At 57.5% G+C, this 12,258-nt stretch carries 13 protein-coding genes; 2 read left to right on the top strand and 11 right to left on the bottom strand.

Annotation, left to right across the window (positions count from 1 at the left end; translation table 11 throughout):
• Positions 1-35: 35 nt before the first annotated feature.
• Positions 36-302: a 30S ribosomal protein S15 gene (gene rpsO / locus JMJ95_RS12700; protein ID WP_290685979.1), complete on the bottom strand. Its 267-nt coding sequence runs from the start codon at positions 300-302 to the stop codon at positions 36-38.
• Between the two features lie 298 nt (positions 303-600).
• On the opposite strand from rpsO, the gene JMJ95_RS12695 reads away from it, so the two are divergent.
• Entirely contained in the window at positions 601-1,281 is a 681-nt protein-coding gene (locus JMJ95_RS12695; RefSeq protein ID WP_290685977.1) for a response regulator transcription factor, read from the top strand.
• Positions 1,282-1,337: 56 nt separating this feature from the next.
• Here the strand turns inward: JMJ95_RS12695 and JMJ95_RS12690 are convergent, their stop codons facing one another.
• The 8 genes from JMJ95_RS12690 to JMJ95_RS12655 form a co-directional block, all read right to left on the bottom strand.
• Positions 1,338-2,765 carry a Do family serine endopeptidase gene (locus JMJ95_RS12690; protein WP_290685975.1) on the bottom strand — a complete coding sequence of 476 codons (1,428 nt, stop codon included), beginning with the start codon at positions 2,763-2,765 and terminating at the stop codon, positions 1,338-1,340.
• 81 nt (positions 2,766-2,846) lie between these two features.
• The gene (locus JMJ95_RS12685; RefSeq protein WP_290685973.1) at positions 2,847-3,626 is read right to left on the bottom strand and encodes a prolipoprotein diacylglyceryl transferase; all 780 of its coding nucleotides are present in this window, start codon (positions 3,624-3,626) and stop codon (positions 2,847-2,849) included.
• 2 nt (positions 3,627-3,628) lie between these two features.
• Positions 3,629-4,294 carry an RNA-binding cell elongation regulator Jag/EloR gene (jag, locus tag JMJ95_RS12680; protein ID WP_290685971.1) on the bottom strand — a complete coding sequence of 222 codons (666 nt, stop codon included), beginning with the start codon at positions 4,292-4,294 and terminating at the stop codon, positions 3,629-3,631.
• Positions 4,295-4,333: 39 nt separating this feature from the next.
• The gene (locus JMJ95_RS12675; protein WP_290685969.1) at positions 4,334-5,122 is read right to left on the bottom strand and encodes a YidC/Oxa1 family membrane protein insertase; all 789 of its coding nucleotides are present in this window, start codon (positions 5,120-5,122) and stop codon (positions 4,334-4,336) included.
• The gene (yidD, locus tag JMJ95_RS12670) at positions 5,122-5,388 is read right to left on the bottom strand and encodes a membrane protein insertion efficiency factor YidD (RefSeq protein ID WP_290685967.1); all 267 of its coding nucleotides are present in this window, start codon (positions 5,386-5,388) and stop codon (positions 5,122-5,124) included. Before yidD ends, JMJ95_RS12675 begins: the two co-directional genes overlap by 1 nt.
• Complete coding sequence (locus JMJ95_RS12665) at positions 5,385-5,789, bottom strand: ribonuclease P protein component (protein WP_290685964.1); 405 nt, start codon at positions 5,787-5,789, stop codon at positions 5,385-5,387. The genes yidD and JMJ95_RS12665 overlap by 4 nt, the downstream gene beginning before the upstream one ends.
• Positions 5,790-5,792: 3 nt before the next feature.
• On the bottom strand, positions 5,793-5,930 hold the full coding sequence (rpmH, locus tag JMJ95_RS12660; protein ID WP_349770293.1) for a 50S ribosomal protein L34: 138 nt from the start codon (positions 5,928-5,930) through the stop codon (positions 5,793-5,795).
• A gap of 362 nt (positions 5,931-6,292) precedes the next feature.
• A complete protein-coding gene (locus tag JMJ95_RS12655; protein ID WP_290686026.1) occupies positions 6,293-8,233 on the bottom strand; it encodes an ATP-dependent DNA helicase in 1,941 nt (646 codons plus the stop codon).
• A 254-nt stretch (positions 8,234-8,487) separates the two neighbouring features.
• Here JMJ95_RS12655 and rpsT point away from each other — a divergent pair, with 254 nt between their 5' ends.
• Positions 8,488-8,763, top strand: a complete 276-nt coding sequence (rpsT, locus tag JMJ95_RS12650) for a 30S ribosomal protein S20 (RefSeq protein WP_290685959.1) — start codon at positions 8,488-8,490, stop codon at positions 8,761-8,763.
• A gap of 70 nt (positions 8,764-8,833) precedes the next feature.
• On the opposite strand, the gene holA is transcribed toward rpsT, so the two are convergent.
• Both holA and leuS read right to left on the bottom strand, forming a co-directional pair.
• Complete coding sequence (gene holA / locus JMJ95_RS12645; RefSeq protein ID WP_290685956.1) at positions 8,834-9,766, bottom strand: DNA polymerase III subunit delta; 933 nt, start codon at positions 9,764-9,766, stop codon at positions 8,834-8,836.
• A 1-nt stretch (position 9,767) separates the two neighbouring features.
• Positions 9,768-12,257 carry a leucine--tRNA ligase gene (gene leuS / locus JMJ95_RS12640; RefSeq protein WP_290685953.1) on the bottom strand — a complete coding sequence of 830 codons (2,490 nt, stop codon included), beginning with the start codon at positions 12,255-12,257 and terminating at the stop codon, positions 9,768-9,770.
• Position 12,258: the final 1 nt, after the last annotated feature.

The following is a 12,258-nucleotide window of genomic DNA, read 5'->3' as shown; positions in this document are numbered from 1 at the left end:
ATGTCCCCGCACCGAATTTTCTTCCGGCCGGCCGATCAGTGCCGAAGCCCGAGCCGCTCGATGAGCGTCTTGTACCGGTTGAAATCCTTGTCCCTGAGATACCGAAGAAGCTTTCTTCTCGTTCCGACCATTTTCAGAAGGCCGCGGCGGGAATGAAAATCCTTCTTGTGAATCTTCAGGTGCTCAGTGAGATCACGGATGCGCTGCGTGAGCATGGCAACCTGAACCTCCGGAGATCCCGTATCCGTACTGTGGGTACGGTACTCCGAAATAATGCCCTGTTTTTTGTCTTTCTCCAGCATGTTCCTCACCTCAACAAAAAAATCCCGAAACCCAGAAAGGAGTCTTTCATCCGTATCCGAGTTTGGGTCGGGGAAATAGTACCATTTCCTCCGTCAGAATGCAAATCTGCGTATGCTCCCGTGCGCCCGCCCTTCTTCGAAGCTCATCTATTCGAAGGGAACCAGGTGCGGTTTTTTAGCAAAATTTCAGATTCGCCCCCGACCATTTCATTTTGTCCTCGACTTTTAAATATCTCTGTGCTTTAATTTTTAGAGTTAATAAAACCATGTCCCGGTCAGAGGAAAGTGAGGGATTTTCGTGCCGCTCCTCATCATCGAAGACAACAGAGATCTGGTCCAGGTTCTGTCGGAAGGGTTCGCTGAAAACGGTTTTTCCGTCGACAGCGCCTTTTCCGGGGAAAAAGGCCTGGAAAAGATCTCCCGGGACAACTACGGTTGCATCATCCTGGATATCATGCTCCCCGGAATCGACGGACTCCAGGTGCTTGACACCGTCAGGGCACAGGGAAACGAAACCCCGATCCTTCTTCTCACCGCCCGGGATACGGTAGAGGACAGGGTGGAGGGCCTGAACAGGGGGGCCGACGACTACCTTCCCAAGCCCTTCGACTTCAGGGAACTCGTTGCCAGGGTGAATGCTCTTCTTCGCCGTACCGCTGACAGGCAGCGCTCGGTACTTCGCTGCGGAGGGCTTGAACTCGACCCCGTGTCAAGGGAGTGCCGGATAGACGGCAAGCCCCTTTCTCTGAGACGGCGTGAATTCGACATCCTGGAACTGCTCCTCAGAAACGAAAACCAGGTCTTTACCCGTGAAAATCTCATTTCCTCTATATGGCGGAAAGAATACAACGGTTCGAGCAACGTGGTGGACGTCCACGTGAAATACCTCCGGGACAAGCTGCGCCCCTTCGGGTGCGACACTTTCGTGGTCACCGTGCGGGGAGTGGGATACAAGATGAACTGTCCGGAATACAGCTGACGTAAAGGCAAGAAAAACCCGCCCCTTCCGGGGCGGGTTTTTTGTCATGAATTTTCTCAGTTTCTTCCCCGTATGGAAACGAAGAATGTTCTTCCGTCCCTCCATACAAGAAGTACTGTTGACCGTCCTCTTTTGGAGTCCGCCCGCTCCAGGTCCTCGGGGCTTTTCAGCCGGACGCCGTTCACTTCAAGAAGGATATCTCCTTCACGGATTCCGCCGAGGGCGGCAAAGGACCCTTCCTCCACTGCTGTGACCACGAGACCTTCACGGTTCTTCAGATTGTGCTTTTTCTGAATTTCTTCTGAAACGGGAGCAACTTCGAGACCAAGGTCCTTGAGCATTTTTGATCCGGCGGAAGCGGCTGCAATAGCCGCCCCTTCGTTGCCCGGTATCTCGCCGAGTGTAACCTGCACATTAATCTTCTTTCTCTGCCGTATGATACCCAGGGTGACTTTTTCTCCGGCAAGGCGCTGCCGTATCTTGGACACGAACTCCTGGTTGTTCTTTACCTTCTCATCATTGACGGTGAGAATAGCGTCTCCCCGCTGAAGCCCCGCTTTCTCCGCCGGAGAGTCGGCCACAACGTCACTGATGATGGCTCCGTTCTCTTCTTCTATTCCATAGGCTTCTGCAAATTCGCGAGTGAGGGACTGGATGTATACGCCAAGCCAGCCTCTTTTGACGCTGCCGTAACGAATGAGATCATCCATGACCTGTTTTGCCATGTTCACGGGAACTGCGAAACCGATGCCCTGGGCATAGGGAACGATGGCGGTGTTGATGCCGACCACCCGGCCGTTGAGATCGATGAGCGGACCTCCGCTGTTGCCTGGGTTGATGGCTGCGTCGGTCTGAAGGAAACCGTCGAAATTGACATCTCCGGCATGAATGCTGCGGTTTTTGGCGGAGATGACACCGACGGTGACGCTATGCTCAAGACCGAAGGGATTCCCGATGGCCACGACCCATTCACCTACTTCGCTTTTGTCTGAATCTCCAAGTTCAAGGACGGGGAAATCCTTTCCGTTCCCGTCGATTTTCAGAACGGCCAGGTCGTAGGTGGGGTCCTTGCCGAGAACTTTTGCTTCATGGACTTTGCCGTCGGAGAAGGTGACGGTTATCTTGTCCGCTCCTTCAACAACGTGATTATTGGTGAGAATGTGCCCTTCCCTGGAAACGATGAACCCGGATCCCCGCCCCTTCATCGGGATGGTGCGGGAAAACCGTCTGAATTCCTCGCCGAAGAACTGCCTGAAGAATGGATCGTCGGCAAAGGGGTGGATAGGTCTGGTTACCATGGTCTCCACATCGATGTTCACCACCGCCGGAGAAAGTTCCCTGGCGATTTTCGCCACAGGATTGCCTGAAAAGGGATCCTGGGCAAAGGCGGGCGCCGAGGCGAGAAGAGCCGAAAGGACCAGTACCGCTGCAATGAGCGCTTTGGATGTTCTGAAAAACGATGACCTGCTGTTTACTGTTTTCATGGTGTTTCACCCCCGAATTCGTTTTGTATTATTGTATTCCGAAGGAACGAGAATACATCGTTTTTTTTACGTATCCCCGTTTCAGCATTTTCTTCGCTCCCTCCGGAAAAGGAGGGAAAAGACCACCCAGAGAGCCCCGAAGAAAAGAACGGCAAACAGGATGTACCGGGTACCTCTGAGACCCGCAGTTTCATACTCCGCCCGGAAAGGATCGGCAACGATCCTGAGAAGAGCGTAAAAAACCATGAAAAGAGGCCAGAGAACCGCTCCCCTGATGCGCCTGTCCCGGCCGAAACTGAGATGGTTCTGTTCTGTCCACTGCAGGGCGGCGCCTATGAAGAGGGCACCGAAGGCGTAATACAGCTGGGTGGGATGCCTGAGCGCCGCCGAAGGATCGCCCGGAAAGGTTACCGCCCAGGGAACTGATGTTTCCGTCCCGCCGCAGCATCCGTTCAAAAAACACCCCCACCGCCCCAAGGCTACGGTGAACGCCGCAGGTACGGCGGCACTATCGGCGGTTACCCACAGCGGGATGCCTCTCTTCCACGATGCGGCAATACCTGCGGCTCCGGCGCCGAGAAAGGCGGGAACTGCGGAGAGCCCTCCTTCCCAGAAACGGAGAAGACGCCACGGTTCGGCTGAGTACATTTGCCAAAATTCAACGGCCGTGCCGGCCCTTGCGCCGAGGAGCATGCCGGCAAAGGAGAAGGCGATGATCACCCTTGCGTCATCGTCGGAGAGACCGTAGAGATCCGTCATCCTTCTCCTGGTGAGAAACACCGCGAGACACAAAGCGAAGGTCCACAGCACATAATAGCTGTAGACCTTGATTCCGCCGAATTCGAAAAGAACGGGACGCACCTTCAGGCGCGCCTCTTCAGAGGGCGCCGCTCTTGGCCCGATGAAGAGCGGGCCGGGGCTACGGGCCAGACGACAACCTTCCTGGAGGGAGCCTCCCCAACGGACTTCGTTTCCACTGTGCTGTCGTCCTTGAGGGTCATGTGGATCACCCTGCGCTCCCAGCTGGTCATGGGCTCAAGGTAAGTGGGTTTGCCCCGCTTCACCGACTTCCGGGCTGCCGCAAGGGCGAGGCGCTGGAGGCTCAGTTCTCTGCGTTCCCTGTAGCCGTCGCTGTCGAGGTAAATCCGCTCTCCCTCGTCCACTCCCCTCGTCATGAGGTTCAACAGGAATTCCATGGATTTGAGGGTTTCGCCGTATTTTCCGATGATAATACCCGCATCCTGGCCGGTCAGGTTGATCCTGTTGTCATCGGAAAGTTCCGGGACGATGTGAAGATCCATCATCGCCAGAAGCCGGGCCGCCATGGCCTTTCCCCGGAGCGCCGAGAGAGGGGCCACGGGGCGGGCTTCCACCCGGAGCTTCCTCCCGAGGAGGCCGAAAAAGCTCTTTTCCTCCTCAATCACCTTGACGGCAACATCGGAGGGATCAAGCCCCCACCGTCCGGCGGCCTCTTTCCGGGCTTCTTCCACGGAGTGAACGTCGAGGACGAGAACTTCGTTATCGTTCACAGCAATCCTCCTTTCAGGAGAGGAAAAGGCGAACAGTCTTCAGTCGCCGCTTTTCGTAGGTTTTTCCTTGAAAAGGGCCGGCTTCTGCTTCATTTCCGCCGCCGTTTTCCGTGATATGCGAAGCTGCTGGACTACGCCGAGAAGGGATGAAACACCCCAGTAGAGAAGAACGCCTCCGGGCAGGCTGAGGCAGATGAATGCGAGGAAGAGAGGCATGAACCAGTTCATCATGGCCATCTGGGGATTGCCGCTGGAGGTGAGCTGCTGCTGGTACCACGTCAGGAAACCGATGCCCACGAGGAGAAGGGTATTGGCAAGGTAGGCGCCGATGTTCATCAGACCTGCCGGATTGGCCATGATGCCGTTGGCGACCGACATGATGCCGAGATGTTCCTTTTCCACGGCCAGGCCGAGCGCCTGCCCAAGGGTTGAGAGCACCGACCCGTCCAGCTGGATTCCGAGGAAGGAGACACCGGAAAAGTCGTAATTCGTCAGCACCCGGTAGAGAAGAATGAACACGGGAAGCTGTACAAGGAGAGGAAGACATCCGGCTGCGGGGTTGACCTTATTTTCCCTGTAGAGGGTCATCATTTCCCTGTTGAGAGTTTCCTTGTCGTCCTTGTACTTTTCCTGAAGCATTTTGATACGCGGCTGGAGCTTCTGCATTTTCTGCATGCTGGCCATCTGCTTCTGCGTCAGGGGGTGCAGCAGAAGCCTGACGATCAGCGTCAGAATAATAATGGCGAGCCCCCAGGACCCGGTAAAGCCATGGACAAGTTCCATGAGCTTCATCATCAGGTCTCCACCCATTTTCCAGATTGCACTCACTATCGATCACCATCCTCGGAGATATAAGCCCCGCCTTTTTCATACCGGGGCGGCACGGGGTCGTAACCCCCCGGATGCCACGGGGCGCATTTGCCTATCCGTTTTGCTGCTAGAAAAACACCTTTCAGAAATCCATGCACCGCCAAGGCCTCCGCGGCGTACTGCGAACAGGAGGGATAAAAACGGCAGTTATGTCCGAGAAGGGGCGAAACAAAAAGCTGGTAGCCTCTAATCAGTCCTATGCCTATCCGGGAGACGACGTTCACGGTTCTTCCTTCCTTCCTGCCCCGGTACAGTCCCAGTCCGATCCCGGCCATTCTCCGACCATCATGCCCCGGCTCGCAAGCGTCCGGGCGAGATCGTAATACACCTCCACCGCACCTGCGGTCATCCCGCCGCTCCTGAGCGAGGCGACAACCCACATGCCCTCTTTCATCCACGGCATAAGGCGGCGAAAACCTTCCTTCAGGATCCGCCGTCCCCTGTTTCTCTCGTGGGACTTCCCCCAGCGCTTCCCGACAGCGAATCCCACCCGTGTCCTCCCGTCGGGAGCCTCCAGAAACAGCAACCGCACCAGCTGGCCTTTCAGTCGGTTGCCGGTGCGGAAGACAAGGTCATACTCCCACCCTCGTCGAAGGCGCGAAGACCGCGGAAAAAGAAATTTCAAAGATTACACGGCCAGCCGTGCGCGGCCCTTTCTCCTGCGGTTGCGAAGAACCCGCCGGCCCGTCGGGGAGCTCGATCTGGCGAGGAAGCCCATCTTTCTTTTCCTCGGTCTGTTGTGGGGCTGGAACGTCTGTTTCACAATGACACCTCCCAATGGCAATAAAAAACATAAGCCGCTTTTTTGACGGCTTCTTTTTTCAGCCTTGATACTATATCACACCGGTTCGGCGGGAGCAACAGCTTTTGCCGCCCCTAAATCCGCACCTCAGCAGGAGCGTCACCGGAACTCGCTTGGGCGGGGGGTGCAGATTGTCGTTCGTGACAACTGCCCAGGCGAGTCCCGCGGCTCCCTGCGTTCGCCGGTTGCCTGCCTGTGAAACCGACATCCGTGTCGGTATCTCTCACCTCAGGCGCCCTTCCCCAGGGGATAATCTCTTCGCCCCTGGGGAAGGCGAATTCACCTTTTGCCCGGCGACACTCCCTCTGCCTGAAAAGCCTGCGGATTTAGGCCGGCCGGTTCGACGAGACCACAAGGCGGCGGTATTTTACCTGCGGCAGAGCCGCCGGGATGTTCCAATCCCTTCTCTGGAGTACCCTTCCGTCGATGATGGCCACTCTGCCCTTGTCCTCACGTGAACGGATGAGCCGCCCGGCGGCCTGTTTAAGGAGCATTTTCGCCTCGGGAAGGATGGCTCTCGAAAAGGCGGCGCTTCCCTCGAGCGCATTCCGTGCCTGGACAAGAGGGTCCCCCGGGTGGGGGAAGGGTATCCGGTCGATGATGACCTGTGTAAGACCGTCCCCGGGAATATCCACCCCTTCCCGGAAGGAGGCGCTTCCGATAAGAACCGATGTTCTGTCCTCCCTGAACATCTGCAGCAGATCCGACCGGGGCAGCTCTCCCTGGACAAGAACGGCGTAGCTTCTCTCTTTGCGACGGAGCGTCCGGGCCGCTTTCTCCAGGAGGCGCAGCGAACTCAGAAGGACGAGCGTGCTCCCGCCGTTGCTTTCCACGAGCTTTTCTATGACCGAGCAGACTGTATCGTCATAGGCCGGGTTCATGACATCCATCCCGGTATCCACCACCAGGATTTCCATCTGGCCGGGGAGGTCGAAGGGGGATTCGGAGATAAAGAACCGGGTAGGCTTGATTTTGGTTTCCCGCATCCAGTAATCCCACTTTCCTCCTGCGGTAAGGGTGGCCGACATGAAGAAAATCGAGTCCGGGGCTCCGGAGAGGAAACTGTCTGCCAGCTCCGCAAAGGGGGCGGCGGGAGCGCTCGAAAGAGACCGCCCTTCCTTCCAGTAGGCCCAGGAGGGATAGTTTTTCACCTCGGTGCACCACTGCAGGGCATGACGGGTCCGGCGAAGCTCCTCCGCCCACACCGCAGCGGCAGACAGCTCGGGGTCCGGTTCCTCCTGCTCGTCCACGAGAGGAGCGAAGAACCTCAGGAGTTCCAGAACCTTCTCTGAAACGACCTCCTGCCGGTGCCTCAGTTCTTCACAGGGCTCCGTGAAGGATGCCTTTTTCGAAGACACCTTGACCTCGAGCAGGTCGAAGAAACGGGCCGTCTCCTGGCGTATTTCTCCCGATAGGGCGGCAATTCTGCCGGCGGTTGAACCATGTTCCAGAAGTGCAGCCCCTTCGGACAGGGCCCTGTGCCGGAGCAGCCTGGCGAAGTCGTCTTCGGACACCGTCATGGCCATGGATGATCTCGCGGCCTCGGGGATCCTGTGGGCTTCGTCGCAGATCAGGATGTCGCAGGAGACGGGAAAGGGCTTCCCCGCCCCGAGTAGGTAGGAGAAAAAGAGGTGATAGTTTGCCACGACCACGGACCAGTCCTGGGCTTCCCGGAGGGCCTTCCGGGAGAAGCATCTGTCCTTGAAAGGGCACCGGAAGCCGAGACAGGCCCTCGATGAGGCCGCAACTCGCGCCACCGCAGGGGAATCGGGAGGCAGGCGCAGTTCCGAGAGATCCCCTGTTTCAGTGGATTCAAGCCATTGGGCGATGAGCGTAGATGCCGCTCCTCCGTCCCCGAAGGAGAGGAATCCTCCCCTGCCGCTTTCCGAGACTTCGGCTGCCCTGACAAGGCAGGCATAATTCCCCTTCCCCTTCAGAAGCCCGAAGGGAAGGGAGAGCCCAAGCACCCGGTTGAGGGCGGGAAGGTCTTTGAGGATAAGCTGTTCCTGGAGGGGAATGCCTGCGGTGAGAAAGAGAATTTTCTTTCCCGAGGCAGCCGCTTCAAGCATGGAAGGAATGAGCAGGGCAAAGGTCTTTCCCACTCCGGGAGGGGCCTCGGCGGCAAGAATTTCACCCGGACCTCCAAGAAGAGCTTGTCTGACTTCCTCGGCAAGGTCGGCCTGCTGTTTCCTGTATTCAAAGGAGGGGAATATCCCGGCGAGCCTGCCGGAAGGACCGAAGAAGTTCTCCATTTGGGGTATGTCCATCACGATTTTCTCTCTTCCTCTTTTTCGGGACATTATTCCCAAACCCGCAGTCAGCGGAGAGCGCCACTCGGAGGTGGCCCCGCAAAGGGCACGGTGCAAAATCTCTTCGCCCCCGGCGGGGCGAGAATTCACATCATGCCCGCCGACACTCCCTCTGCCTGGGAAACTGCGGATTTAGGTTATTTTCCATCCCTTGCTAATATAACAGAAATCGTGCTAGAATGTCGTGGTTCCGGCGGGAGGAGGTGAGGTTCATGCCCAATAAGAAGTCCGCAGTGAAAAGGATGAAAACCAGCGAAAAGAACAGGCTCTACAACCGTTTCTGGACGACGCGCTGCAAAAACGCCGTGAAGAAAGTCCTTGAAGCTGTTGAAAACAAGGATACGGCCCTCGCTGAGAAGCGTCTTGCCATCGCCCAGAGCGTCATCGACAAGGCGGTCGGCAAGGGCGTTATGCATGGAAACACCGGCTCCAGAAGAAAGTCCATGATTACGAACAAGGTGAAAACCCTTTACACGAAGTCGGCCTGATTTTCACCTTAAAGTTAAAGGCACGGCGGGAACTTTCAAGCTGAGCGGACGGACGTCCACTCGGCTTTTTTTATTTGCTTCCACCACTCTCCATGCACTGCGTCAGAAGGGCCTCGAAGCCGAACCAACCTTCCGCCGAGGAGGTTTTTTCTTTCCATGAAAGGGAGATAAGACCGGCCGCAAGGTCAGCCAAAGCCCGGGCCGGGTAGCGCCTGAGGGCTTCCCTGGACATTTTCAGAGGGTATTCCTTGATCTGGAGGACGAGACGCACCCAGTCGCCGCCCTTGTCAGGAAAGAGTCCGAGGTAGAGCGCCGGACGGATCCTGTTGTAAAGGGCAGTGACAAGAGGAAGAACGCTCTCTTCTTTTTTGAGGTGCTCCAGGCAGGAGAAGATCTCCCCAGTACGCCCCGTGCAGAAAGCATCCAGAAAGGAAAGCATCCTGCTCTTTCCCTCGTCGAAGGAGAGACTTTTCACCATCTCCCCGGTGACCACGTCCCCGGCGGCGTACCTGCCGAGCTTGTCAACCTCGGACCGAAGTTCTCCCGGGTCGTCGAGCATCTCGGCCAGGAAGGCAGCCCCGTCGTCGGACAGGCGGACGTTCATCTCCTTCGCCAGAGCCATGACCCACCCCTTCCGTTCCCATGGCGCCAAGGAGGTGGTTCCCGCCCGCAGAAAGCCTACTTTTTTCCTTGTCTCCGGGGCAAAGAGTTTCGTGGGGGCCGATTCATAGACCAAGAGGATGACTTCCGCAGCCCCCTCTTCTTCGAGGAAGGGCTCCAGGGCATCGGGGAAGGGGCCGAGAAGTTCGGCCCCTTCCACTACTGTGACTCGTTTTTCGTCAAACAGGCTGCCCGTCCTGCCGGCGGAAATAAGAGCGGACCATTCGCCCCCTTCGGAGACCCCCGAACGGGTATATCCCTCCGCCTCGAGGGCGGCGAGGGTGTCTTCCAGAAGCTGCCGCCCGGCGGCGCCTGACGTGGTCAGCGCCTTCAGCCTGGGCATGCTACCTCTTCACCACCACGTTGACGAGCCTGTCAGGAACAGCGATGATCCTGACGATTTCCTGCCCCTCTATCCGTTTGGCCACCCCCGGGAGTTCGAGGACCCCGCGCTTCAGATCCTCTTCGCCGAGCCCTGCAGGGAATTCCGCCTTTTCCCGGACTTTGCCGTTGATCTGTACCACCACGGTGACCGTATCGGCCTCGAGAGCCTCTTCCTCCGCCGAAGGCCAGGAAAGTTTCGCAAGCGTCTCCCCGTGCCCCGTCATCTCCCACAGCTCTTCCGTGATATGAGGGCAGAAGGGGTTCAGGCAGGAAAGAAGGACATCGACTCCCTCGCGAAAGAGCGCATGTTCCTCGTCACTCCCGATCCTGAAGGAGACAAGGGCGTTCAGGAGCTCCATCAGGCGAGCCACAGCCGTGTTGAACTGTTTTTCCCGGTCAATGTCCCTGGTCACGTCCCTGATGGTGGTGTGGATTTTTCTCTTGAGCTCCCGGAGGCGGGGTTCCTTCAGGTTCTTCATGGGTACCGGCCGGTTCGGGCCGGCCTTCCCCAGAACCGGGAGGTTTTCCTCCACGAGCCTCCAGACCCGGTTAAGAAACCGGTGCGCTCCCTCCACTCCCCGCTCCGACCAGTCGAGATCATTGGCGGGAGGGGCTGCAAAAAGGATGAAGAGCCGGGCAGTGTCCGCACCGTACTTTGAGATGATTTCATCGGGATCGACCACGTTCCCCAGGGATTTGGACATTTTCGCTCCGTTCTTGATGACCATGCCCTGGGTCAGGAGATTGGTAAAGGGCTCCCTGGTGGTGCTCAGGCCGATGTCTGCGAAAAACTTGGTGAAGAATCTGGCGTAAATAAGATGCAGGCAGGCGTGCTCGATGCCGCCGATGTACTGGTCCACAGGCATCCAGTAGGCTGCCTCCTCTTTCGAAAACACCTCGCCCTCATTTCTGGGCGAACAGTACCGGAAGAAATACCATGAGGAGCAGATGAACGTATCCATGGTGTCCGCTTCCCGCCGCCCCGGCCGGCCGCACTTCGGGCAGGGCACGGAAAGCCATTCACCGTCCTCGGCGAGGGGAGACTTGCCCACCTCGGTGATCTTCACGTTGCCGGGAAGCAGCACCGGAAGTTCCTCTTCCGGGACGGGGACCACACCGCAGCGGTCGCAGTACACCACGGGAATGGGGGCACCCCAGTATCTCTGCCGGGAAATGAGCCAGTCCCGGATCCTGAAGTTCACTTCCCTGGTGCATAATCCCTTCTGAACGCCCCATTCGATCATCTCGGGGATCGCCCGGGACGTGGGAAGGCCGTCGAACTGCCCCGAATTGCACGTAATCCCGTCGTCTTCGAAGGCTTTTTCCATGGAATTTCCGTCAAGCGGCTCCCCTTCGGCGGGGTTGATCACAGGCTTTACGGGAATGCCGTATTTCCTGGCGAACTCGAAGTCCCTCTGGTCGTGGGCCGGCACGCCCATGATGGCTCCCGTTCCGTAATCCATAAGGATGTAGTTGGCGATGAGGATGGGGAACTCCTCCCCCGTCACGGGGTTCACGGCGGAGAAGCCGGTGAAGATGCCTTCCTTTTCGCCTCCTACAGCAGTGCGTTCTATGGAACTCTGGGAGACGCACTTCTGCACGAAGGCCGAAATCCTCTCCCCTTCAGGGGAGAGGCTGATGATCTTCTGCACGAAGGGGTGTTCCGGGGCAAGGGCGAGGAAGGTCACGCCGAAAATCGTGTCGAACCGGGTGGTAAAGGTTTCGATCTTTTCGCCGGTGGTCTTCTCGGTGAAGGAGAGCCTGGCCCCCTCGGAGCGGCCGATCCAGTTCCGCTGCATGATCTTGACCCGCTCCGGCCAGCCCGGAAGGTTGTCAAGGTCGTCAAGCAGCTCCTGGGCGTAATCGGTTATTCTCAGGAACCACTGCTCCAGGTTGCGCTTCACCACGGGAGTGCCGCATCTCCAGCAATGCCCGTCGTTGATGACCTGCTCGTTGGCGAGCACGGTGCTGCAGCTTGCACACCAGTTCACGGGAGCGTTTTTCCTGTAGGCAAGCCCCTTCTTGAAAAACTGGAGGAAGATCCACTGGGTCCATCGATAATAATCGGGATTGCACGTCTCGATCCGCCTTCGCCAGTCGTAGCTGCAACCCATGTGCTTGAGCTGCTCCGTCATGTGTTCGATATTCTGCCAGGTCCACTCCGCCGCAGGGGTGTTGTATTTCATTGCGGCGTTTTCCGCAGGCATGCCGAAAGCGTCGAAGCCGATGGGATGAAGCACGTTCAGCCCCTTCTTCCAGAGGAAACGGGTCAACATGTCGCCGATGGAATAATTCCTCAGGTGCCCCATATGGAGGGCGCCGCTCGGGTAGGGGAACATTTCAAGGCAGTAGAACTTCTCCCTGCCTGGTTCGGTGTCGGCGTTGAACGTGCCTTCGCTCTCCCACGTATGCTGCCATTTTTGCTCGATGGATTGAAAATCGTAGCCCATT

Source organism: Aminivibrio sp., from assembly GCF_016756745.1.
Taxonomy (GTDB): Bacteria; Synergistota; Synergistia; order Synergistales; family Aminobacteriaceae; genus Aminivibrio.
The sequence above is the reverse complement of the archived record's forward strand: the minus strand, read 5'-3'. Positions and strand labels throughout refer to the sequence as shown.